Source organism: Streptomyces montanus (assembly GCF_005786655.1).
GTDB classification, from domain to species: Bacteria; Actinomycetota; Actinomycetes; order Streptomycetales; family Streptomycetaceae; genus Streptomyces; species Streptomyces sporangiiformans.
Genome location: NZ_VBZC01000004.1, coordinates 27,631 through 50,511 on the forward strand (window position 1 = coordinate 27,631; position 22,881 = coordinate 50,511).

A 22,881-nucleotide genomic window follows, 5' to 3' on the forward strand; every position below is an offset into this window, starting at 1 on the left:
CGGGGAACCCCTCACTAGGATCGACACGTTGATCCGATACCAACGCACTACGGGGCTCCCCGCCCCTGGACACCAATGGGAGGACTCGTGGGAGTCAGCCTCAGCAAGGGCGGCAACGTATCGCTTTCCAAGGAGGCGCCAGGCCTTACCGCGGTCATCGTCGGTCTGGGGTGGGACGTTCGCACCACCACCGGCACCGATTTCGACCTCGACGCCAGCGCCATCCTGACCAACACGGAGGGGAAGGTCAGCAGCGACCAGAACTTCGTGTTCTTCAACAACCTCAAGAGCCCGGACGGCTCGGTCGAGCACACCGGCGACAACATCACCGGTGAGGGCGAGGGGGACGACGAGCAGATCAAGGTCAACCTCGCCGCGGTCCCGGCCGACGTCGAGAAGATCGTGTTCCCGGTCTCGATCTACGACGCCGAGAACCGCCAGCAGTCGTTCGGCCAGGTGCGCAACGCGTTCATCCGCGTCGTGAACCAGGCGGGCGAGGCGGAGATCGCGCGGTACGACCTCTCCGAGGACGCCTCGACGGAGACCGCCATGGTCTTCGGTGAGCTGTACCGTCACGGCGCGGAGTGGAAGTTCCGCGCCATCGGCCAGGGATACGCCTCGGGCCTGCGCGGCATCGCGCAGGACTTCGGCGTCAACGTCTGAATCCTGGGCCCCGTCGTCACCTTCCCGTCAAGACGCCCGGAAGGTGACGACGGGAACTGGCCGCACCATCGCTTCCCGTCCGGCGCCGCACACATCGAGTGCGGCGCCGGACGCGCTCGACAACCGAAGGCTTGACCGGGGAGGACACAGGATCATGGGCGTAACGCTCGCCAAGGGGGGCAATGTCTCCCTCTCCAAGGCCGCACCGAACCTCACACAGGTGATGATCGGGCTCGGCTGGGATGCCCGCTCCACCACCGGAGCCCCGTTCGACCTCGATGCCAGCGCCCTGCTGTGCAACTCGGGGCGGGTGCTCGGTGACGAGTGGTTCATCTTCTACAACCAGCTCAAGAGCCCGGACGGCTCGGTCGAACACACAGGGGACAATCTCACCGGTGAGGGCGAGGGTGACGACGAGTCGATCCTGATCGACCTCGCCAAGGTGCCCGCCAACGTCGACAAGATCATCTTCCCCGTCTCCATCCACGAGGCCGACAACCGCGGACAGACCTTCGGCCAGGTCAGCAATGCCTTCATCCGTGTCGTCAACCAGGCCGACGGCCAGGAACTCGCGCGCTACGACCTCTCCGAGGACGCCTCCACCGAAACGGCAATGATCTTCGGCGAGGTCTACCGCTACGGCGGCGAATGGAAGTTCCGGGCCGTGGGGCAGGGGTACGCGTCAGGCCTCCGAGGCATCGCTCTAGACTTCGGAGTCAATGTTTCGTAAAGCCGAGTACGGCGGGGGGTGACCCTCACCGGACTTCGTCCGGGGGTAGCCCCCCAACACACGATGGGGTAGCCAGTGGTCCTGAAAACCTTCGGCTGGTCGTTCGCGGTCACCGCGCTCGGCTTGGTCGCGGCGGTGCTCTACGGGGGGTGGACGGGCTTCGGCGTCGTGGCGATCCTGTCCGTCCTCGAGATCTCGCTGTCCTTCGACAACGCGGTGGTCAACGCCGGGATCCTGAAGAAGATGAATGCCTTCTGGCAGAAGATCTTCCTCACGATCGGTGTCCTGATCGCCGTCTTCGGCATGCGACTGGTCTTCCCCGTCGTGATCGTCGCCATCAGCGCCAAGATCGGCCCGATCGAGGCCGTCGACCTGGCGCTGTCCGACAAGAACCAGTACAAGGAACTGGTCACCGACGCCCACCCGGCGATCGCCGCCTTCGGTGGCATGTTCCTGCTGATGATCTTCCTCGACTTCATCTTCGAGGACCGCGACATCAAGTGGCTGGCCTGGCTTGAGCGCCCGCTGGCCAAGCTCGGCAAGGTCGACATGCTGTCGGCCTGCATCGCGCTGATCGTCCTGCTGATCACCTCGATGACCCTGGCGACCGAGGCCCACCTGCACTCCGGCCCCGCGGACAAGGCCCAAACGGTCCTGATCTCCGGTGTAGCGGGGCTGATCACCTACATGGTGGTGGGCGGCCTCTCCGGCTACTTCGAGAACAAACTCGAGGAAGAGGAGGAGCGCGAGCACGAGGAGGAGGAACAAGCCAAGGCCAAGGGCAAGGAGGTCTCGGCCGTCAAGCTCGCCGGCCAGGCCGCGTTCTTCATGTTCCTCTACCTCGAGGTCCTGGACGCCTCCTTCTCCTTCGACGGCGTCATCGGCGCCTTCGCCATCACCAACGACATCGTCCTGATGGCGCTCGGCCTCGGTATCGGCGCCATGTACGTCCGGTCGCTCACCGTCTACCTGGTCCGCCAGGGCACCCTCGACGACTACGTCTACCTGGAGCACGGCGCGCACTACGCCATCGGCGCCCTCGCCGTGATCCTGCTCGTCACGATCAAGTACGAGATCCACGAGGTCATCACCGGCCTCGTCGGTGTCGCCCTGATCGGCTGGTCGTTCTGGTCCTCCGTACGCCGCAACCGGGCACTGGCGGCCGCCGAGGGAAAAGCTGACACCTCGGACGACAACAAGGCCGAGGTCCAGTCCGGGGTGTGACATCGCTCCGCGTGAGGAACGCTCTGTAGCGGGGCGGCCGTCGAGGGGTTCCTCGGGGCCGCCCCGTCGACTTGTCGAGGAGAACGGGTAAGCGTGGGGGCGGAATGAGCTTCTGGGACGATCTGTGGCGCGGGCAGTCGACGCAGTTCGATTCGGGCAGCGCGGCGACCAACGCCATAGCGCTGACCAAACGGCACCAGGCGGTCTCGCTCACCAAACAGAGCGCGGCCACCGGCAACCTGCGCATCAACCTGTCCTGGCGGATGCGGACCTCCGACATAGGCGGCGGGCGGCGCGGCAGCCTGCTGCGCCACCCCTTCCAGGCCTTCAAGCCCGACGTCGTGCAGGCACACACCCAGAGCATGGTCAACGTCGACCTCGACCTGGGCTGCCTGTACGAGCTCTCGGACGGAACCAAGGGCGTCGTCCAGCCGCTGGGCGGCTTCTACGGCGAGCTCAACTCGGCGCCGTACGTCAAACTCAGTGGCGACGACCGCTTCGGCTCGGGCTCGGGTGAGACGATCTTCGTCAATCTCGACCACCGCGACGACATCAAGCGGCTCCTGGTCTTCGTCTACATCTACGACCAGACACCCGCATTCGACCGTACGCACGCCCACGTCACGCTGTACCCGAGCAACGGCCCCCGGATCGAGGTGGGTCTCGACGAGCGCCACCCGCAGGCCCGGTCCTGCGCGGTGGTCATGATCGAGAACGTCAAGAACGAGCTCATGGTGCGCCGCGAGGTGAAGTTCGTGTACGGCTTCCAGGCCGAACTCGACCGGCTCTACGGCTGGGGGCTCCAGTGGGGCCGCGGCTACAAGTCGAAGGCCGACCGCTGAGCACCGCCCTTACGGGGCAGTGCTCACCGCAGGAACTGCGGCCCCTGCGGCGGCAGCCTGAACTCCGGTTCGGGCAGTGCCGCGACCGGCTGCGGATAGCCGTACGCGGGCTGCGCGGCCACGGCCGCCGCGGCGGCGGGCTGGGGCGGCGCGGTCTGCGGATAGCCGTAGGCGGGCTGGCTGGTCGGCTGCGGATACCCGTACGCCGGCTGGGCGGCGGGCTGCCGCGCCGGCTCCGTGGGAAACTCCGCGGGAAAGCCGTAGGCGGGCTGCTGGGGCACCGCGGTGGGCTGCTCCGGCGGCAGTGGCAGCGAGCCGCCGGGAGCCGCACCCTCGGGAGCCGCGGCCTCGGACTCGTCCACCGAGATCCCGAAGTCGCTCGCCAGCCCCTCCAGACCGTTCGAATAGCCCTCGCCGAGCGCCCGGAACTTCCAGCCGTCCCCACGCCGGTACAGCTCGCCGCAGATCAGCGCGGTCTCCTCGCCGGTCTCCGGCTTGATGTCGAAGTACGCCAGCGGTTCGGCGTCCGCGAGCGCGGCGTCGTACAGCAGGATCCTCAGCGCGCGGACCCGGTCGAAGGTGACGCCGTCGGCCGAAGCGACAAGGAGAATTCGCCCCACACCATTGTCAACGGCCGCCAGATCCGACTGAATCGTGTCCGTGAGACCCTCGGCGACGCGTTTCTTGCCGAGCCGCCAGACCTTGCCCGAGGGGTGCCGGGGCTGGTTGTAGAAGACGAAGTCCTCGTCGGATCGCACGCGACCGTCGGGCCCGAGGAGCAGCGCCGAGGCGTCCACGTCCGGGACACCCTGCCCCGGCGCCCATCGCAGCACGGCGCGCACCGCGGCGGCGTCCAGCGGGACGTTCGACCCCTTCAGCATCGCGTGCGTCATGCGATCATCCTGCCTTCTCGGTCCTGGTCACGACAACGCGGGGGTGCCCCGACACACTCGGCCGGATGTGTGCATGGGCGACATGGTTCGGTTTTTCCGCGTTACCTGAACTTCATGCCCAGTGGGAACTCTTGACATGGATCTCTACGTACTATTACCGGCCACATATTGTCAGCCGCCTAGCCGACTCGGGGGAGTCTTATGCGTCATTTCGGGCACATCGCCCCGGAGGTGCGGCAGCGCCTGTTCCACCAGGAGCCCTGCGTGTTCACCGCGGACTCCCCGGCCGCGGTCCTCTCCGTGGCCCTCGGTGCCACCCTCTACAGCCCCGCGACCAGGACACGGCTGGCCGAGGACATCGTCAAGCAGACCGGGCGCGGGGTCGTCTCGATGGTGCTGTGCCTGGAGGACTCCATCGACGACGCGGACGTCGCCGAAGCCGAGGAGAACCTGATCCGGCAGTTCCGTGACCTGGCCGAACGCTGCCCGGAGACCGAGCTGCCCCTGCTGTTCATCCGCGTCCGCACCCCCGAGCAGATCCCGAGCCTCGTCGCACGGCTCGGCTCCTCGGCACGGCTGCTGTCCGGATTCGTACTGCCGAAGTTCACCGAGGAGCGGGGCGTGCCCTTCCTTGAGGCACTCACCGCGGCCGAGGCCGCGAGCGGACGGCGTCTGTTCGCCATGCCCGTCCTCGAATCGCCCGACCTGCTGTACATGGAGTCGCGCGCTGGGACCCTCGAGGGGATATTCCGCGCCGTGGACAAGTACCGTGACAGAGTGCTCGCGCTCAGGCTCGGCGTCACCGACTTCTGCTCCTCCTACGGGCTGCGCAGGGCTCCCGACATGACCGCGTACGACGTGCAGATCGTGGCCTCCGTGATCGCCGACGTGGTGAACGTACTCGCGCGGGCCGACGGCACCGGGTTCACGGTCACCGGGCCCGTGTGGGAGTACTTCCGCGTCCAGGAGCGCATGTTCAAGCCGCAGCTGCGCCGCAGCCCCTTCACCCCCGAGGCCGAGGACCTGCGCAACGCGCTGATCGAGCACGACATGGACGGCCTGCTGCGCGAGATCGCTCTGGACCGGGCCAACGGACTGCAGGGCAAGACCTGCATCCACCCCTCGCACGTGCTGCCCGTGCACGCCCTGTCCGTGGTCAGCCACGAGGAGTTCAGCGACGCCCAGGACATCCTGCGGCCCGAGCGCGGCGGCGGGGGCGTCCTGCGGTCCGCGTACACGAACAAGATGAACGAGGTGAAGCCGCACCGCGCCTGGGCCGAGCGCACCCTGCAGCGTGCCGAGGTCTTCGGCGTCGCCAACGAGGACACCGGCTTCGTGGAGCTGCTCGCCGCCGGGCTGCCCGGCTGAACACAAGGACTTGATGAAGGCCGAACACAGGGACTCGATGAAGAACGTGGTGTGGAGCGGGAACTGGGTCGCCGAGCGGCTCGGGGTCGAACTCGTCGGCGACGAGGAGCTGCGCGACCTCCTGGGGCTCGCGCTGCGGCGCAATCCCAAGCGCGCGCATCTGCTCGTCTCGAACGTGCTGGGCAAGCATGTGCCGCAGAGCCCGCTCAGGGTCTGGCAGACCGGGTACGAGCTGGGCCGCCGCGTACGTGATCTGCTCGGCGTCCCCGGGGCCCGCCGGGCCGTGGTGCTCGGGTACGCCGAGACGGCCACGGGCCTCGGCCACTCCGTCGCGGACGGCCTGGGCCTCGCGCCCTACCTGCACTCCACGCGGCGCCCCGTCGAGGGCGTCGAGCGGGCGGGCGGCTTCGAGGAGTCCCACTCCCACGCCACCTCGCATCTGCTGCTGCCGGAGAAGCCCGGGCTGCTCGCGGGCGACGGGGCGCTGGTGCTCGTGGACGACGAGTTCTCCACGGGCAACACCGTGCTCAACACGATCCGCGCGCTGCACGAGCGCTACCCGCGCGAGCACTACGTGATCGTGGCGCTCGTCGACATGCGCTCCCCGGCGGACCGGGGCCGCCTCGACGAGTTCGCCCGCGAGATCGGCGCTCGCGTGGACCTGGTGGCGGCCGCCTCGGGCACCGTGCGACTGCCCGACGGCATACTCGCCAAGGGCCAGGCCCTGGTCGCCGAGCACGAGCGCGAGCACGAACAGGCGCACGAGAACGGCACGGCGGCCTCGGCCCCCGTACCGCTTCCTCAGCCCGGCACGATCGCCCGCGTGCAGCTCGGCTGGCCGCGAGGGCTGCCCGACGGCGGACGGCACGGCTTCACTCCCGAGCACCGCGCACAGCTGGAGGGCGCCCTGCCTGCGATGGCCGCGCGGCTCGCGGACGCCCTGCCGGAAGACGCCCGCCGCATCCTCGTCCTCGGCTTCGAGGAGCTGATGTACGCGCCGCTGCGGCTCGGCGTCGCGCTGGAGAAGCTGAAGCCGGACGGCACCGAGGTCCGCTACTCGACGACGACCCGTTCCCCGGTGCTCGCCCTCGACGACCCCGGCTACGCGATACGCAGCCGCCTCGTCTTCCCCGCCCACGACACCCCCGGCGACGGCCCCGGCGAGCGCTACGCCTACAACGTCGCGGGCGCCGGCTTCGACGCCGTCGTCGCCGTGGTCGACTCGGTGGCCGACACCGCCGAACTGCACGCCCCCGACGGCCTGCTGGCGCGGCTCGCCGCACACACCCCGAGCGTGCTGCTCGCCGTCGTCCCCTCGTACGTTCCCGCGTCCGCGTCGTACGTCCCAGCGTGCGCGCCCGCCGAGCCGAACTCCTCCGAAAGGCCCTCGATGCTGCCCGAGCCCCTCCGCGGCCCCGACTTCTCCTCGTACGCCCCGGACGAGGTCGGCTGGCTGCTGCAGGACCTCTCGGACACGCGGCTGGAGGCACCGACCGAGGAGCGCGAGGAGGCGATCCAGAGCGGTGGCGCGCACTACGCGGAGTCGCTGCCGGTGGAGTACCAGCCGAGCGCCCAGTACCAGGAACTGTTCCGCGCCGCGCTGGACGCCTCGGCCGCGCGCATCGCCCAGGCCGTGGGCGCGGTCACGGAGACGGTGCTGGCGGAGCGGTCACCGCGACCCGTCCTCGTGTCGCTCGCCCGCGCGGGCACCCCCATCGGCATCCTGATGCGCCGCTGGGCCAGGATCCGGCACGGGCTGGACCTCCCGCACTACGCCGTCTCCATCGTGCGCGGACGCGGCATCGACGCGAACGCGCTGCGCTGGCTGGCCGCCCACCACGACCCGGCCGACGTCGTGTTCCTGGACGGCTGGACGGGCAAGGGCGCCATCACCCGCGAACTCGCCCAGGCCATCGAGGAGTTCGAGGCCTCCGACGGCATCACCGGCTTCGACCCGGAGATCGCCGTGCTCGCCGACCCCGGCTCGTGCGTTCGCACCTACGGCACCCGCGAGGACTTCCTCATCCCCTCCGCCTGCCTCAACTCGACTGTGTCCGGGCTCATCTCACGTACCGTGCTGCGCGCGGACCTGGTCGGGGAGCACGATTTCCACGGCGCGAAGTTCTACCGCGAGCTCGCGGACGCGGATGCCTCCGCCGACTTCCTGGACGCCGTGTCCGACCGCTTCGGCGAGGTCGGCGAGGCGGTCGGCACCCAGGTCAAGGAGCTGCTCTCGACGGACCGCAGCCCCACCTGGGAGGGCTGGGCGGCGGTCGAGAGGATCAGCGAGGAGTACGGGATCAATGACGTGAACCTCGTCAAGCCCGGCGTCGGTGAGACGACCCGCGTGCTGCTGCGCCGCGTCCCGTGGCGGATCCTCGCCCGCGCGGGAGCGGGCGCCGACCTGGACCACGTACGCCTGCTCGCCGAGCAGCGGGGCGTGCCCGTCGAGGAGGTGGCCGAACTCCCGTACACCTGCGTCGGGTTGATCCACCCCAAGTACACCCGCGGAGCGACCGGCGCCGACGGCAGGGCGGTGACGGTCTGATGACGGTACTCGTGGCAAGCGACCTCGATCGCACGCTCATCTACTCCGCCGCCGCCCTGGCGCTGACCATGCCGGACGAGCGGGCGCCCCGGCTGCTCTGCGTCGAGGTGCACGAGAGCAAGCCGCTGTCGTACATGACCGAGACCGCGGCCGGACTGCTCACCGAACTCGGCGAGGCGGCCGTCTTCGTGCCGACCACGACCCGCACCCGCAAGCAGTACCAGCGCATCCAACTGCCGGGCCCGGCCCCGAAGTACGCGATCTGCGCCAACGGCGGCCACCTCCTCGTGGACGGTGTCGCCGATGTCCAGTGGCATGCCGGGGTGACCGAGCGCCTCGCCCGCGAGTGCGCCTCACTGGCCGAGGTGCGCGCGCACATGACGGCCACCGCCGACCCGGCCTGGGTGCGCAAGCACCGCGTCGCCGAGGACCTCTTCGCGTACGACGTCGTCGAACGGGCTCTGCTCCCCGAGGACTGGGTGAAGGAACTGGCCGTGTGGGCCGAGAACCGCGGCTGGACGGTCTCCCTCCAGGGCCGCAAGATCTACGCCGTACCGCAGCCGCTCACCAAGAGCGCCGCGATGCGCGAGATCGCCCGTCGCACCGGAGCCGAGCTCACCCTCGCGGCCGGCGACTCGCTGCTCGACGCCGACCTGCTTCTCGCCGCGGACCGCGGCTGGCGACCGGGCCACGGGGAGCTCGCCGACGCAGGGTGGGTGGCACCCACGACCACCGCTCTTCCGGAACGGGGTGTCGCCGCCGGCGAGCGGATTCTGCGGGAGTTCCTGCGGGCGGCCCGGTAGGGCCTGTCCGGCGGACCAGACCCCGCGGCCCGGCATGATCCGCCGGACAGGCCCTAGGCCTGAACATCCGCGAGCCCGCCTCTCGAGGCTGGGTCGAGGCGGCTGGGTTCAGCCGCAGCAGCCGCCACCGCAGCAGCCGCCGCCACCGCCGCCTGCCCGGGGGGCGGGCGCGGGCGCCGAGGCCGAGCCCCCGACCGCGACCGTCGACAGGAGCTTCACCGTGTCGTCGTGGCCGGCGGGGCAGGCCGTGGGGGCGGAGGACTCGGCCATGGGGCGGCTCATCTCGAAGGTGTCGCCGCAGGTCCGACAGCGGTATTCGTAGCGAGGCATGCGCACAGGTTACCGGGCGGGGCCCTTCTTGCCCTGGGACAGCGCCCTGGCGCGCAGGGCCGACCTGCGGCGACGCTCGCGTTCAGCCTGTTCGGGGTGGCGGGCCTGCCAGTAGGGGTTGTCGTGCGGCAGGGCCGAGGTGACGCGGCCGTACATGCCGAAGATCATCAGGAGCAGGCCGACGACAAAGCTGAACAGCACGTTCTGCATGTGGAACGCGAGGATATTGAGATCCGTGTCCAGGAGGGCGAGGTTCACGAACCCGCTGAGGATGAAGAGGACGCCGAAGACCATGTTGAGCGTCGAGGCGAAGTTTCCGCCGATGACCATGCCGACGAAGAGCAGCAGCCCGACGCAGATCGAGAGCACGCTGAGCGCGCCGTTGGTGTTGAGCCCGGCGACCCTGTCACCGCCCGTGTCGAAGAAGCCGACCTTGTCGACCAGACCCAGGATGCCGAAGGCGAGCAGCACGAGACCCATCAGACCCGCGCCGATCCGGTAGACCGTACTGAGGCGGTGGTCGACGGGCAGATGCTCGTCGAGTCTCATCCGCATGCTGGGGCTCTTCCTCCAGAACCCTTCCCTGAGGACTGTTCCTTCAGGATCCGCCCGCCCCGGCCCGATCGCCAGCCCTGGCGTCTCAGCCGTCCCCGGCGTCTCCGCCGACCCCGGCATGGCCGCCGGCCGTTTACGCTCCGGCCCCGCGCTCCTCGCGGATCTGCGTCACCACGCGGGACACGGTCCGCCGTACGGCCTCCGTCTCGGTGAGGAAGTGCCAATAGTCGGGGTGGCGCCCCTCCAACGTGCCGATCGCGCGCTCCAGGCGGGCCACCGAGTCGTCGAGGGGGCGGGCGTGGCGCGGGTCGGGTGTGCTGCGGCCGGCCATCGCCAGGCGCTGGGCGTCGCGGATCGCGAAGCGGGTGCGGTCGATCTCCTGCTGGGGGTCCTTCGACACCTCGTTCAGCCGCCGCAGCCGGTCGCCGGCCGCGGACACGGCCTCGTCGGTCGTGTTCAGCAGCGCCCGCACCGTCGACAGCAGTGAGGTCGCGTCCGGCCAGCGCTGCTCGTCACGGGCCGACCGGGCCTCGGTCAGCTTCTGCTCGGCCTGCCGTACGGTCTCCGCGGCCTGGTCCGGTACGTGCTGCAGGTCCTGCCAGCAGGCAATCGTGAACCGGCGCCGCAGCTCGCTGAGCACCGGCTCGACCTGTCCGGAGCGAGTGGTGAGGGCCTGGGCACGGGTGCGCAGCGAGACGAGGCGGCGGTCGATCTCGGCGGCCCGCTCCGGCAGCCGCTCGGCCTCCGCACGCACCGCCTCGGCATCGCGCGCGACCCGGTCGGCACGCTCCAGCGTCTCCGGCACGCCGTGCTGCCCCGCGCCCTGGTTGAGCCTGGTCAGCTCGGGGCCGAGGGCGGCGAGCCGGGCGGCCAGATCGTCGGCCTTGAGTCCCGATCCCCGTACCGCGTCGAGTGCGTTCGACGCGGCGAGCAGGGCCTGGCGGGCGCGCTCGACGGCCGGGGCGAGCCGGGCCAGCTGGGTCTCGGCCTTGCCGAGCAGCGGGCCGAGCCCCTCGGCGAACCGGTCCAGCTCCTGCTTGACGCGGCCCAAGTCGTCCTTGGCCTTGGTCAGCTCCGTGCGCGCCTGGGCGGCGACGGAGGCCTCCAGGTCGTCGCGGTCGAGGTCATGGGCGTCGACCGCGTTGATGTAGACGTGGCTGACCTCGTCGATACGACGGCCCAGCGCGTCGAAGTCGGAGACCGCGCGCCGGGCCGCGGGGGAGCCGTCGACGGCCGTGATGGTCTCGATCGAGATCCGAAGATCGCGCTGCGCGGTGTCGAGTTCGTAGAACGCGGCCGCGGCGGCGTCCTTCGCTGCCTGCGCCTCGGCCCGCTGGCTCTCGGAGCGTCCGCCGAACCACCGCCGTGTGCCGCCGCCGGCGAAGGCGGCGGGCAGGGTGAGCGTGAGCAGCGGGAGCGGGAGGAGTACCAGGGTCAGCAGGTCACGAGCGACTCCGCGCGGCCTTACGGACCTCGCGGGCGCGAAACCGGCACGTTGGCGAGGTAGTTCTTGTGCGCATGGCACAAACGGCGTGTACGGCTGCGAAGGTGTCGCCGTCACATCCCTCTCCCGTGCTGTGGTCCGCCCTGCCCGGTGTCATTCTCCCACCAGGTAAGGACGAACACACGGGCCGGTTAGTTCGCCGTACGCACCGTGACTTTCCCGTCCTGCGTGTGGGCGGACACCACGTGCGAGCTGCGCTCGTCCCGAGGCACGGACACCTCCACGCCGCCGTCGTCGGTCTCGGTCGTCACGCGGTACGTCGCGTCCGGCAGCCCGATGGTGATGGAACCGTCCTGGCTGCGCGAGGCGATCCGGTCCGGTACGGCGGCGAGGCCGAGCCGTACGGCGCCGTCCTGTGTGTTCACGTCCACGCGCCGGGAGTCGACCTCGGTCGCGGTGACCGAGCCGTCGGAGGTGTGCAGCTTCAGGGGTCCGCTGGAGTCCTCGACGTGGACGGAACCGTCTTCCGTCCGGATGTCGAGGGGCTTCTCGAAGCCCCGGGCCCGCACACTGCCGTCCTGCTCCTTCACCGTGACCGCGATGCCGCGAGGCACCTCGATCCGGTGCTTGGCCGAGCAGTCGGCGATCACTCCGGAGCACTTCAACCGGAGCGTGAGCGTGTCGTCCTTCATCGCCCAGGTCACCTTGGGGTCGCCGCCGACGACGACGCTGCCCTCGAACCACCGGGTGACCTCGACCTTGTCGACGTCCGCGGGGACCAGTTCGAGCGCGGAGTCGTCGGAGTCGACCGTCAGCGTGCGGCCGCTGAGCGCGAACGACCGCTGCTCGGGTTCGTCGTCGTCCCCGGCACTGGCGCCGCATCCGGCGGCGAGCAGCGTGACGGCGGCGACGGCCGCCACGGCCGCGCCGGAACGCCGAACCTGAGCGGACCGGCGAACACGACTGGAACGGCGTATATGACTGGTCACGGTGGGTTCCCCCTGTCTCGGGCGCCCCCGACCGTACGGATGGCTGGGACGCTCTTCGACCGTACGGAGACGGGGCGCGCGGCGGGATCCGGAGCACTCCCGAATGAGGGGTGGGGTAAACCCCCGTATCCGTTGTCGGCGGCGCTGGGCGCCTCACTTGGGGCCGATAGGGTTTGCGGGGCACTGCCCCGGGCAATGTAGGCTGTCGACTCGTCCCGGGCACGTAGCTCAGTGGTAGAGCGCCGCCCTTACAAGGCGGATGTCGGCGGTTCGAAACCGTCCGTGCCCACCAGTTCCAGGACGTGAAAGGCCCAGATCGGCGGGTGTGCACCCGGAGACCTGGGCCTTGGTCTTTCTCGGCCGGTCGGTGGCGGGCGTGCCTCTTGAGCCGTGCCACCCAAGAGGAGGGGCTATGCCTGCCGAGGGGCGGTTCCGGGCGAACGGGTGGCGAGGGCGCGAGGTGGAGATACCGCGCCTCGAGGGGCAGCGAGGGCCCGCGCTCCTGGAGTTCAAGGGTGGTTTGACCACCTCGTTCAAGGTGTCCGCGCTGTACCGGTCGGCGACCCGGAAGATTTACGGCGATGAGCTGCTGTATTCCTACGGGCCGAGGGCGCGAAGGGTGCTGCTGCCCGCGCGGTACAACCGGGTGGAGATCCGCCGTGTGAAGCCGAGTCGCACCTCGGGGACCGGATTCTCCCGCTGGCACCTGCGGACGTTGGAGGTCGCCGACCTGCCGAAACTGGCGGACACGCTGGTCGGCAAGCACGAGACGCTCGTGTACTTCGACGGCAGCGCCCGCGTGTCGTTCGCCTGGCTGGGAGACACCGAATACGGAGAGCTCCACTTCACGCCCGAAGGCGGGGGCGAAGCCAGAGAGCTGACCCGGCGCGGCCAGATCCGCGGCACGGTCGTGATTCCGGGTGAAGGCTTCCTGGCCGTCCGCCACTCCGATCAGTGGACGCTGGAGAGGCGGTAGCGACCGTCACGCCGGCTCCTCGTCCCCACGAGGTCCTTCTTCCGTCTTGTGTGCGTGCTTGAGGCTCATCCGTGCGTCCACCTTCTCCACGGTCGCGACCTCGGCCCAGAAGCGGTGGCAGGTCACGAAGACCGCCAGCTCGCGTTCGCGCTCTCGGAGCTTCTCCACCTCGGCCTGTTCGTCGGCGGACCAGCCGGGCGACGCGGGGCGCTCCACCTTGCGCCAGCCGGCGTCGTCGCTGAAGCCGTCGAGCGGCTCGACCGACCAGGGGAGCCGCTTCAGCAGGGCCAGAAGCTCGGCCCGGACCTGATGCAGCTCCTCCTGACCAGCCAGGAGGTCACTCGGGAAGTCATAGGTCGCAGCCACGCGGCAATGCTACGCCTGTTCGAATTTGGGATGCGAGTTTCTCGGGGGGACAAAAGAATTTCCGGGGCGGTTGTCGATCCCGTCGTCGCCCGCTCGACGCCTGGGTGAGAGGCGGGGAGAGACCCCGTCCGTTCGATCGAGGAGTCACCATGCCGCGTTTTCTGACGATGGTCCGTATCGACGAGCAGAGCATGCCCGCCGAGGGGCCGGGGCCCGAGTTCGAGGAGCGCATGGGCGCGCTGCTCGAGGAGATCACCAAGGCCGGGGTCATGCTGGACACGGCCGGGCTCACGCCGACCGCGGAGGGCACCCGGGTCACCTGGTCCGGGGGCCGGTTCAGTCAGGTCGACGGGCCGTTCACCGAGTCCAAGGAAGTGATCGGCGGCTACGCCATCACCCAGTGCAAGGACAAGGCCGAGGCCCTGGAGTGGACGAAGCGGTTCCTGCAGATCCACCCGGAGGAGTGGACCGTCACGGTCGAGGTCCGCGAGATCGCCGAGGGCTGACCCGTCGCGGTGAAAGCCGGGTCGCGCCGAACACCGGGTCACTGAAGAACGGGTCGCGCTGCGACGCCCGCCCGAGGGGGAGGCGGTTCTCCCTCGGGCGGCGACCCGGGTGGTCCTGTTGCCGGTCCTCACCGAACTGCCGGCCTTGACATCGTACGGAAGGCGCAGGCGCGCACCTACAGCCGTATCGACGCCCCCGGCTCCAACAGGTGCAGCCGGTCGGCGAGTTCGGCCTCGGTGAAGGCCTTGGTGAGGGTGGGGCCGTCCTCGGTGAAGTGGCCCCAGTGTTCGAAGTGCAGGGGCACGACATGGCGGGCGCCGAGGATCTCGGTGGCCTCGGCGGCCTGTTCGCTGGTGAGGGTGAGCGGGCCGTCCGGCACCAGCGGGGTGCGGGCCGCGCCCGCGAACAGCACCGCCACGTCGAACGGGCCGAGTCGGTCCGCTGTCGCGCGGACGACGTCCAGCGACGCGTTGTCCCCGCTGATGTACACCTTGGGCAGGCCCTCGCCCGACAGCACGAAGCCGGTGACCTCGCCGACGAGGGGCTCGGAGCCGTCGGGGCCGTGCAGCGCGGGGACGGCGGTGATACGGAGCGAACCGCCGTCCGGGCGGGGGAGTTCGACGTGCTCCCACGAGGGCAGCGCCCGCACCGGCGCGCCGACGCGCTCGTACGCCGACGCCGTGGACAGCACCAGCGGGGCGCCCGCGAGGTACGTACGGCCCGAGGCGTCGAGGTTGTCGGGGTGCTGGTCGTGCGAGAGCAGGACCGCGTCGACCGCGCCGATGTCCGGGGCGGCGACCGCCGGACCGGCCGTCTTCACCAGTTTCCGCGAGCCGATCGGATACTCGCCGGGCTCATCGAAGGTCGGGTCCGTCAGCAGGCGTAAGCCGCCGAGGCCGACGACCGCCGTGGGACCGCCCACGTACAGGATGTCCAGTGTGGTCATGTCCTCCACAAGACGAGGGCCGGGCACCTCTATTCCCCGACGAACGAACCCCGTAGAACGAATCCCAGTCACACGAATCCCCGTTACACGAATCCCGGTCACGCGCGAGACTGGACGTATGTGCCGCAGCATCAAGACCCTTCGCCCGCCCGTACTCCCCGAAGAGGCCACCGAGGAGGACATCCGCGCCGCCGCGCTCCAGTACGTCCGCAAGGTCTCCGGCTTCCGCGCCCCGGCCGCCCACAACCGCGAGGTGTTCGACCGGGCGGTCGAAGCGATCACGCAGGCGACGGCCGACCTGCTGGACGGTCTCGAGGTGCGGGGTCAGGGGCAGGCGGCTGCCCGCCGGGCGGGCTGACCCAGCAGGCCACAGGCGGCCGGCCCGTCACGCCTTGCCCCGCCTCGCCCCGCGAGGGTCACGCTCCCGAGCCGGTCATGCCCCGTAGGGTCACGCCTCCGCCGGCGGTCGTCGTATCAGGTACGCCGCTCCCGCGCCCGCCGCGAACAGCGCCCCGAGCGAAACGGCCGTGGCGAGCCATGTCGCGCCCAGCCACTGGCCGCCGAAGTAGCCGAGGGCGACGCTGTACGCGGCCCAGGCCAGGCCGGCGAGGACGGACCAGGGCAGGAACTCGCGGACGCGGCGGTGCGCGGCGCCCGCGCCCAGCGAGACGACCGAGCGGCCCGCGGGCGCGAAGCGGGCAATGACGACGAGGGCGCCGCCGCCGCGCGAGAGAGCCGCGCCGAGACGTTCCTGCGCGCCGGTCAGGCGGCGGGAGCGGGCGATGGCACGGTCCAGTCGCTTGCCGCCGCGCCAGGCCAGCCGGTACGCGACCAGGTCACCGAGGACCGACGCGGTGGCCGCGGAGAGGACCAGCGACAGGATGTCGGGCACATGGCCTTCGGGCACCTGGCCGGTCGCCGCACCGGTGCCCGCCGCGGCGGCCGTCGCCGCAGTGATGACCAGGATTCCGCTCGGCAGCACCGGCAGGAACACATCGAACAGGACGGACAAGGCCACCACGGCGTAGATCCATGGGCTGCCGGTCAGCGCCCCCACACTCTCAAGCACCACATCTCCCTGTGTCTCCCCCGTAGGCCCGACCCGTGCCGTGATGCCGCGATGTCGCGGGGGAGCGGCAGGGGCGGCCTGTGACAGCCATACAGCGTACGCCGCGGGTCAGAGGGGAGATCCACAGGGGGATCGTCTGATTGGCACACCATATTCACCAAGACGACGGCACCCGCCCCCGGTTGCGCATGGGGGCGGGTGTCATGACACAGCGTCAGGCAGCGACGGGCTCCGAGCTGCGCTCGCCGGCGGTGGCCGAAGACGTGCGGCGCGAGAAGAGCTGGTCGACGCCGAGCGCGCCCGAGCCGGTGAAGACCAACAGGAACATCGACCAGCAGTACATGGCCGCGCCCTCGCCCTGGTTCTCGATCGGCCACAGGCCCTGGGGCTGGTGGACCTTGAAGTACGCGTACGCCATCGCGCCCGAGGCGATGAACGCCGCGAAGCGCGTGCCGAGGCCGAGCAGGACCAGGGCGCCGCCGACGAGCTCGATGACAGCCGCGTACCAGTTCGGCCAGGCGCCCGTCTCGACAGTGGCGCCCTTGCCGTCCATGCCGCCGAGGACACCGAAGAGCGATACGGCTCCGTGGCAGGTGAAGAGCAGGCCGATGACGATGCGGAACAGGCCGATGGCGTACGGCTGGGCGCTGTTGAGCCGTCCGGTCATTTGGGGGGAACTCCTTCGGTCGCGTGCGGCCCTGGGGGCCGCCGTTGGGGACGTAAACCGAGCGAGTGACGAGGTTAGGTGACGCTAATCAATGGTTGCAAGTTCAACATTCGGCCAATGTTCGGCCTCCGGCTTCGTCGTAGCTACGGCCGTCCGCAGCGCCGCTCGCGCCACCGCATCCGTGTCCGAAAGCGTGACCGAATCCACGCCCGGCCTGGCCCCGGCAGCCGTCACCCAGTGCACGCCCTCCGTGGGCACGCCGAGCACGAACCGCCTTGGGTGCGGGCGCCCCTGACGGTCAATCAGATGATACGGCCGCGGGGTTACGTCGAGCCCTCCGGTTTCGTAACCGTCCACCGTGTGCGGACGGCACCGGCCCGTCTTCAGCAGCCCGGCGAGCAGGTCGTCGGCGGTCCGCCGCAGGTCCGGCTCCGGCAGCCGTGCCTCGACGAGTGTGGTCGCCCGCACGATCGAGCCGGGCACGTCGGGGGAGTACGCCACCCACGCCCCGTCCTCGGTCCGCACCTCCAGCCGCGGGCCGAGCACCTCCAGGACGCCCGCCTCGATCAGCGCGACCATCTCCTCGATACGGCGCCGGGGCGGGCCGATCGACAGGAACGCGTTGAGCGGCGTGTACCAGCGGTCCAGGTGGTCCCGGCGCGAGGCGCCCGCCAGCCCGCTGTGGTCGACGATCTGCCGCACCTCGTTGCGCAGGTCGCGCAGGACGTCGAGGGCCGCCTTGAGCGGGCCGTCGACGTTGCCGAGAGCGGCCTGCGCGGCGTCCTCGCGCAGATACGCGAGCAGCCAGCTCCGGAAGTCGCCGGGGCCTTCGAAGACCTGTCCCCCGTGCGGGCGCGAAATCCGGTCCCAGGACCAGCGCTCGGCGTCCGGGATGCCGAACTCGTCGAGGATGAAGGCCTCTTGGGGTGCACCGTGGGGCACGGCGAGGAAGCGCTCACGGAAGCTCTGCCGCCCCGCGCCGGCCCGCATCGCCGGGTTGCCCCGCCGGCCCGGCTCCTGGGCGCGCCCCAGCAGCGTCTCGTAGTAGACCGTTTCCACCTCCTTCGCCACCAACGGCCATATCTCGGCGAGGAAGTCCGGGGCGTCACCGGAGTCCGCGCGTTTGCGGAAGAGGGAGATGACGTCCGGAGTGAGGACCAGGGGAGTGTGCCGGCCGTACGGGCCCTTCGCGTTGTCGCCGCGGGCCTGGTACGGGATGCCGCGGCGCGAACCCGCGTACAGGCGGGGCTCGCGGCCCGAGGCCGCATAGCGCAGGCCGCCCTGTGCCGTAGGGAGGAAGCGGCCGCCGCGGGCCGTTGTCAGCAGGGCCATGTGGTCGAAGAAGTTGAGGCCCAGGCCGCGCAGCAGGACGGGTTCGCCGGGGGCGAGCGGGGCGAGGTCGAGGTCGGCCGGGTTGGCGGGCGGGATGTGGCGCAGTCCGTGACGGTCGGCGTACTCCGTGAGGTGCTGCTGTGTCTGGTCCGCGACCGTGGGCAGGTGGCCCTGGGCGAGGATCACGGCGGCCAGGTCCGACAGGGTGCGGCCGTCGTCGAGTACGAGCGTCTGGTGGCCGTCGGCCGCGTCGTCGAGGCGTATCGCGCGCGCCCTGTGCACCTCGACCCGTATCGAGGGCGGCGCCCCGCGCACGACCTCGGCGAACACCCACTCCAGGTACTGGCCGTACCGCGCGCGAGTCGGGTACGCGTCCGGGGCCAGCTCGCCGTCGGCCCAGGCGTGCAGGCTCGGTCCCGGGCGTATCGGTCCCGCGCACTCCACGCTGTCGTCGGTGAAGAGGGTCACCTGGGAGGCCACGGTGTTCATCAGCAGCTCGGCCGGCTGGTCGGTCCGCCAGACGCGGCCGGGGCCCGGTGGCGACGGATCGACGACATGGACCGTCAGACGCGTCCCGGGCGTGAGGAGCTCGGGGGCGGAGGCGCAGAGGCGTTCCACGACGCTCGTGCCACGCGGGCCGGCGCCGACCAGGGCGACGGAGACCTCGGCGGAATCGGCGGTCGCCGCTGGTTCCGCGGTCGCTGCAGACAAAGGGGGGACTCCCGGGCGTGTGGGGCGCTGGGTAGCAAACCGTCCGCCGGAAGCGGATGGTCCGCCTCATCATGCCGTCGCGCGGCACGGGAGCCGAGCCCCTGACCGGATCATCGACGCCAAGTGTGGGATGCATCACGAGCATCACGGGCAACATGCGTGATAGGCGGGCAACCTGCGGAATAGGCGTATGCACCAGACGTATGCCGTATGCGATCGGTGGATCGGCGGCCTGACGCCCCCGGCGGCTGTCGTCGCGGGCAGGGGTGCGTGAGTTCGGGGGCTCGGCGACCGCCGTGACCGGCAGGGCTACGTGAGCTCGGACTCGACGACCGTCCTCAGTCGGGCGCTCCCGCCCCGCTCCTCCCGTGCCTGGTCGAGCCGTAGCCGTGCCGAACGGCCGCGCAGCGTCAGCGTCATCAGCTGGTTGCCGAACCAGGGGCCGCCCGTCCGGCGCCAGTCGACCGGCGGGCGCGGGCAGCCGCCGTGGCCGGCGAAGCGGCGGCCCAGGGCCCGGCCCACCCTGCTCCAGCCGAAGTGGAAACCGAGTTTGATGGACATCGGGATGGAGTTGTGGACCGGCGAGCAGGTCAGCTGCAGCACACGGGCGTCGGGCCCCGGCGAGCCCTTCGGCCACGACGGTTCGGCGATGTACGCGTGATGCACGTCCCCGGACAGCACGCACACCGTCGCCGGCGCCCCGGGCCCCGAACCGGCCTCGGCGATCAGCTCCGCCAGCGCGTCGAACGACGTCGGGAAAGCCGCCCAGTGCTCCAAGTCGGCCCGGCGCCGCAGGTCCTCACCCCACCGTGCCCACCGCGCACCTCGCTCGCCCCGGCACAGCGCGGCGTTCCACGCCTCGGCGTCGTGTACGAGGTGGGGGAGCAGCCAGGGGAGCGAGGAGCCGAGCAGAAGGTGGTCATAGGGGGCGTCTGCAGAGCGGGGAGCGCGAGGCACGTGGGGAGCAGTCGTGCGCGTGGAGCCCTGCCCCTCCGCTCGCCCCTCTCCTCGCGCCTCGCCTCGCCCCTCCAGTGCCTGCTCGCGCAGCCACGCCATCTCGCTCGGGGCGAGCATGGCGCGGTTGTCCTCGTCGAGGACGCGGGCCGCGCGGGTGTCGACCATGAGCAGGCGTACGCGGCCGAAGTCGCGGCGGTAGCTCCAGCGGACCGAGGCGGGGTCGGCGTCGGCCTCGGCGGCGAAGGCGCGCAGGACGTCCGTGCCGTCGGGGGTCGCGCGCACGGCGGCGTACAGGGGGTCGGCGGCGAGGCGCTCCGGCGCGAGGTTGCCGAGGTGCTGGTAGACCCAGTACGACATCAGGCCGCTCACTACGCGCTCGCGCCACCAGGGCGTGGCCCGCATGTCGGCGAGCCAGGCGGCGCTGGTGTTCCAGTCGTCTATGACGTCGTGGTCGTCGAAGATCATGCAGCTGGGCACGGTGGAGAGCAGCCAGCGGATCTCGGGGTCGAGCCACGATTCGTAGTAGAGGCGCGTGTACTCCTCGTAGTCCGCGACCTCGGCGCCCGGCGGTTCCGTCAGCCCGCGCCGGGCCTCCAGCCAGCGGCGCGTGGCCTTGGACACCTCGTCCGCGTACACCTGGTCGCCCAGCAGCAGCAGTACGTCCGGGCGTTCGCCGTCCGGGTCCCCGGCGATACGGGCCGCGAGGGTGTCCAGCGCGTCGGGGCCTACCGGGTCCTTCTCGTCCGCGGGCGGCGCGGCCCAGCGGCAGGAGCCGAAGGCGACGCGGACGCTCTCGTGGTCGTCCGCCGGGGCGTGTATCGCCGAGGGCGGGAAGGGGGAGCCGGGCAGCGGCCAGACGGTCGTCCCGTCGAGCAGCACTTCGTACGTCGTCGTCGTGCCCGGCGAGAGGCCCGTCACCGTGATCAGGGCGTAGTGGTGGCCCGCGACCTGGAACGTGCGGGTCTCGCCGCGTGCGCCGTCCGCGCAGCGCACCTCGGCGGCGCACGGACGGCTCGCCTCGACCCAGACGGTCGCGGACGAGCCGTCGACGTATCTCAGAAGTGGTCCCAGCCGCAGCCTCGCCACGTGATCACCTTCCTCCGTCGCCCCGTACGGTACGGAACGACGGAGGTGATTGGGGAGGTCCCGGTGCGACCAATGATCGGCCGGTGCCGTCGAACGCCGGTCAGCAGCCGTTCAGCACCGAGGTCAGCTTGCTCTTCTCCGCGGAGTCGACCGAGAGGTTGTAGTAGTACTTCACCTGGACCCAGGCGCGGACGTATGTGCAGGCGTACGCGGTCCGGGACGGCATCCAGGTGGCCGGGTCCTGGTCGCCCTTCGCCTGGTTCACGTTGTCCGTGACGGCGATGAGCTGCGGGCGGGTCAGGTCGTTGGCGAAGGCCTGGCGCCGGGAGGTGGTCCAGCTGTCGGCGCCGGAGTCCCACGCCTCGGCCAGCGGGACGAGGTGGTCGATGTCCAGGTCGGCGGCGGCGGACCAGGTCGCGCCGTCGTAGACCGAGTACCAACTGCCGCTGGTGGCCGAGCAGGAGGAGTTGGTGACGACGTTCGTGCCGTCGCGCTTCAGAACCGTCTCACGGGTGTTGCAGGCCCCGCTGATGGTGATCCAGTGCGGGAACAGATCGCGGTCGTAGCCGGTGCGGTCCTCGGCAGCCACGGTGAGCGAGGCGAGGTAGGTGCGGGCGGTGGCGGCGCTGACCGGGGTGGGCAGGGCGGCGGAGGCGGTCGGACCGTTGAAGAGCCCGACCATGGCTATCAGACCGCTGGCGGCGGCTAGTATGCTGAGCCGTCGACGCGCGTAGACCTTGGGCATGCGAACTCCCTGGGGATGTGGGGAAGTTGACGGTGCGAGCGAATATTTGCGGCACCGTGTTTCCAGGAGGTGTGCGTCAGGTGAGAAATTAGTGACGTGCTCATGACAGGACAAGAGCTGGGGCGGGGCTTTTGAGCTCGCGCCTGCCTTTGCGTGGGTTTATCCGGGCGTTCATGCCGAGGTGATCTTTGCGTCGGCTGCGCGGGGTTGTGTCGGGCCGCATCGGGCGGGATCCGGGCTTCTGGGGAATTGGTTGCCGTGAGTGGTAGCGGTGTCGGGTCCTTGTTTTGTACCGTGTGGGAACAAAGTGGCTCCCGCCCGCTTCCCCTGACCGGTGGGCGGGGCCACCTTGTCCTCCGGGGGCTGTGCGCCCCTCTTCCACGCTTGGAGCATGCCGATGACGGCCACGACCGTGCTGACCGCCCGTGCCCTGCTGCTGGACATGGACGGCACCCTCGTCAACTCCGATGCCGTCGTCGAGCGCATCTGGCACCGCTGGGCCGAGCGGCACGGGCTCGACGGAGCCGAGGTCTTGAAGGTTGTCCACGGGCGGCAGGGGCACGCGTCGATGGCGCTGCTGCTGCCTGGCCGGCCGAAGGAACGGAACCTCGAGGACAACGCGCGCATGCTCGCCGAGGAGACCGTCGACATGGATGGCGTCGTCGCGATTCCGGGAGCTCCGGAGTTCCTGGCCGCGCTCGTCGACCATGGCCTGCCGCATGCGCTCGTGACGTCAGCGGACGTGGCGCTGTCCACCGCGCGGATGCGTGCCGCGGGGCTGGCGCTGCCCGCTGTACGGGTGACCGCCGAGTCCGTCGGCGCCAGCAAGCCGGATCCGGAGGGTTTCCTGAAGGGGGCGGCCGAGTTGGGTGTGGCGCCCGAGGACTGCGTGGTCTTCGAGGACTCGGGGGCTGGGATCGCGGCGGGGCGCTCCGCGGGGATGCGGGTGGTGGGGGTCGGGTCTCGGGCCGGGTTCCACGGGCCCGACGCACTGGTGCGGGACCTTACGCAGGTGCGGGTCGAGGCTTTGGGTGACGGCACGATCCGCTTGCACATCGGGTAGGGCCCGTCGTTGTTGTGGCGCCTGCTGCTGAGTTGGTTGGTGGGTGGGTCGGGGGCGGGGGGCGGGG

At 70.5% G+C, this 22,881-nt stretch carries 23 protein-coding genes and 1 tRNA gene; 12 read left to right on the forward strand and 12 right to left on the reverse strand.

The window, feature by feature from the left end; all coding sequences use genetic code 11:
- The first annotated feature begins 87 nt into the window (after positions 1-87).
- The 4 genes from FE633_RS04105 (at position 88) to FE633_RS04120 (ending at position 3,459) form a co-directional block, all read left to right on the forward strand.
- Positions 88-663 carry a TerD family protein gene (locus FE633_RS04105; RefSeq protein ID WP_138043689.1) on the forward strand — a complete coding sequence of 192 codons (576 nt, stop codon included), beginning with the start codon at positions 88-90 and terminating at the stop codon, positions 661-663.
- A 154-nt stretch (positions 664-817) separates the two neighbouring features.
- Positions 818-1,393: a TerD family protein gene (locus tag FE633_RS04110; protein WP_138043690.1), complete on the forward strand. Its 576-nt coding sequence runs from the start codon at positions 818-820 to the stop codon at positions 1,391-1,393.
- Between the two features lie 75 nt (positions 1,394-1,468).
- Positions 1,469-2,617, forward strand: a complete 1,149-nt coding sequence (locus FE633_RS04115; RefSeq protein WP_138043691.1) for a DUF475 domain-containing protein — start codon at positions 1,469-1,471, stop codon at positions 2,615-2,617.
- Positions 2,618-2,721: 104 nt separating this feature from the next.
- Positions 2,722-3,459 carry a TerD family protein gene (locus FE633_RS04120; RefSeq protein ID WP_138043692.1) on the forward strand — a complete coding sequence of 246 codons (738 nt, stop codon included), beginning with the start codon at positions 2,722-2,724 and terminating at the stop codon, positions 3,457-3,459.
- A 23-nt stretch (positions 3,460-3,482) separates the two neighbouring features.
- Here FE633_RS04120 and FE633_RS04125 read toward each other — a convergent pair whose 3' ends face one another.
- Positions 3,483-4,352, reverse strand: a complete 870-nt coding sequence (locus tag FE633_RS04125; RefSeq protein WP_138043693.1) for a TerD family protein — start codon at positions 4,350-4,352, stop codon at positions 3,483-3,485.
- A gap of 201 nt (positions 4,353-4,553) precedes the next feature.
- Here FE633_RS04125 and FE633_RS04130 point away from each other — a divergent pair, with 201 nt between their 5' ends.
- The 3 genes from FE633_RS04130 to FE633_RS04140 are packed head-to-tail and all read left to right on the forward strand — an operon-like array spanning position 4,554 to position 9,071.
- The gene (locus FE633_RS04130; RefSeq protein WP_138043694.1) at positions 4,554-5,720 is read left to right on the forward strand and encodes an HpcH/HpaI aldolase/citrate lyase family protein; all 1,167 of its coding nucleotides are present in this window, start codon (positions 4,554-4,556) and stop codon (positions 5,718-5,720) included.
- A 13-nt stretch (positions 5,721-5,733) separates the two neighbouring features.
- Positions 5,734-8,268: a phosphoribosyltransferase gene (locus tag FE633_RS04135; protein WP_138043695.1), complete on the forward strand. Its 2,535-nt coding sequence runs from the start codon at positions 5,734-5,736 to the stop codon at positions 8,266-8,268.
- Positions 8,268-9,071, forward strand: coding sequence for an HAD family hydrolase (locus tag FE633_RS04140; RefSeq protein WP_138043696.1), 804 nt, complete (start codon positions 8,268-8,270; stop codon positions 9,069-9,071). The genes FE633_RS04135 and FE633_RS04140 overlap by 1 nt, the downstream gene beginning before the upstream one ends.
- A gap of 108 nt (positions 9,072-9,179) precedes the next feature.
- Here FE633_RS04140 and FE633_RS04145 read toward each other — a convergent pair whose 3' ends face one another.
- From FE633_RS04145 to FE633_RS04160, 4 genes are all read right to left on the reverse strand, one after another.
- Positions 9,180-9,401: an FmdB family zinc ribbon protein gene (locus tag FE633_RS04145; RefSeq protein WP_138043697.1), complete on the reverse strand. Its 222-nt coding sequence runs from the start codon at positions 9,399-9,401 to the stop codon at positions 9,180-9,182.
- Between the two features lie 9 nt (positions 9,402-9,410).
- The gene (locus FE633_RS04150) at positions 9,411-9,956 is read right to left on the reverse strand and encodes a DUF4383 domain-containing protein (protein WP_138043698.1); all 546 of its coding nucleotides are present in this window, start codon (positions 9,954-9,956) and stop codon (positions 9,411-9,413) included.
- Between the two features lie 133 nt (positions 9,957-10,089).
- Complete coding sequence (locus FE633_RS04155; RefSeq protein ID WP_138043699.1) at positions 10,090-11,517, reverse strand: hypothetical protein; 1,428 nt, start codon at positions 11,515-11,517, stop codon at positions 10,090-10,092.
- Between the two features lie 74 nt (positions 11,518-11,591).
- Positions 11,592-12,320, reverse strand: coding sequence for a DUF4097 family beta strand repeat-containing protein (locus FE633_RS04160; RefSeq protein WP_246113401.1), 729 nt, complete (start codon positions 12,318-12,320; stop codon positions 11,592-11,594).
- Positions 12,321-12,606: 286 nt separating this feature from the next.
- Between FE633_RS04160 and FE633_RS04165 the strand changes: the two genes are divergently transcribed.
- A tRNA-Val gene (locus FE633_RS04165) sits at positions 12,607-12,681 on the forward strand.
- A gap of 120 nt (positions 12,682-12,801) precedes the next feature.
- Positions 12,802-13,365, forward strand: a complete 564-nt coding sequence (locus FE633_RS04170) for a hypothetical protein (protein WP_138043700.1) — start codon at positions 12,802-12,804, stop codon at positions 13,363-13,365.
- A 6-nt stretch (positions 13,366-13,371) separates the two neighbouring features.
- Here FE633_RS04170 and FE633_RS04175 read toward each other — a convergent pair whose 3' ends face one another.
- Positions 13,372-13,731, reverse strand: coding sequence for a hypothetical protein (locus FE633_RS04175; RefSeq protein WP_138043701.1), 360 nt, complete (start codon positions 13,729-13,731; stop codon positions 13,372-13,374).
- 149 nt (positions 13,732-13,880) lie between these two features.
- On the opposite strand from FE633_RS04175, the gene FE633_RS04180 reads away from it, so the two are divergent.
- Complete coding sequence (locus tag FE633_RS04180) at positions 13,881-14,237, forward strand: YciI family protein (RefSeq protein ID WP_119104421.1); 357 nt, start codon at positions 13,881-13,883, stop codon at positions 14,235-14,237.
- A 176-nt stretch (positions 14,238-14,413) separates the two neighbouring features.
- Here FE633_RS04180 and FE633_RS04185 read toward each other — a convergent pair whose 3' ends face one another.
- The gene (locus FE633_RS04185; RefSeq protein ID WP_138043702.1) at positions 14,414-15,184 is read right to left on the reverse strand and encodes an MBL fold metallo-hydrolase; all 771 of its coding nucleotides are present in this window, start codon (positions 15,182-15,184) and stop codon (positions 14,414-14,416) included.
- A 118-nt stretch (positions 15,185-15,302) separates the two neighbouring features.
- On the opposite strand from FE633_RS04185, the gene FE633_RS04190 reads away from it, so the two are divergent.
- Positions 15,303-15,542 (forward strand): DUF2277 domain-containing protein, encoded by a 240-nt coding sequence (locus FE633_RS04190; RefSeq protein WP_138043703.1) that lies wholly within the window; start codon positions 15,303-15,305, stop codon positions 15,540-15,542.
- A 90-nt stretch (positions 15,543-15,632) separates the two neighbouring features.
- On the opposite strand, the gene FE633_RS04195 is transcribed toward FE633_RS04190, so the two are convergent.
- The 5 genes from FE633_RS04195 to FE633_RS04215 all read right to left on the reverse strand — a co-directional run bounded on the left by FE633_RS04195 (position 15,633) and on the right by FE633_RS04215 (position 21,751).
- The gene (locus tag FE633_RS04195; protein ID WP_171059790.1) at positions 15,633-16,253 is read right to left on the reverse strand and encodes a DedA family protein; all 621 of its coding nucleotides are present in this window, start codon (positions 16,251-16,253) and stop codon (positions 15,633-15,635) included.
- 214 nt (positions 16,254-16,467) lie between these two features.
- Complete coding sequence (locus FE633_RS04200) at positions 16,468-16,920, reverse strand: DoxX family protein (protein WP_138043705.1); 453 nt, start codon at positions 16,918-16,920, stop codon at positions 16,468-16,470.
- Between the two features lie 84 nt (positions 16,921-17,004).
- Complete coding sequence (locus tag FE633_RS04205) at positions 17,005-18,963, reverse strand: FAD/NAD(P)-binding protein (RefSeq protein ID WP_138043706.1); 1,959 nt, start codon at positions 18,961-18,963, stop codon at positions 17,005-17,007.
- A 309-nt stretch (positions 18,964-19,272) separates the two neighbouring features.
- Positions 19,273-21,006: an alkaline phosphatase D family protein gene (locus FE633_RS04210; protein WP_138043707.1), complete on the reverse strand. Its 1,734-nt coding sequence runs from the start codon at positions 21,004-21,006 to the stop codon at positions 19,273-19,275.
- A 100-nt stretch (positions 21,007-21,106) separates the two neighbouring features.
- Entirely contained in the window at positions 21,107-21,751 is a 645-nt protein-coding gene (locus FE633_RS04215; RefSeq protein WP_138043708.1) for an HNH endonuclease family protein, read from the reverse strand.
- A gap of 397 nt (positions 21,752-22,148) precedes the next feature.
- Here FE633_RS04215 and FE633_RS04220 point away from each other — a divergent pair, with 397 nt between their 5' ends.
- A complete protein-coding gene (locus tag FE633_RS04220; protein ID WP_171059791.1) occupies positions 22,149-22,814 on the forward strand; it encodes an HAD family hydrolase in 666 nt (221 codons plus the stop codon).
- Positions 22,815-22,881 lie beyond the last annotated feature (67 nt).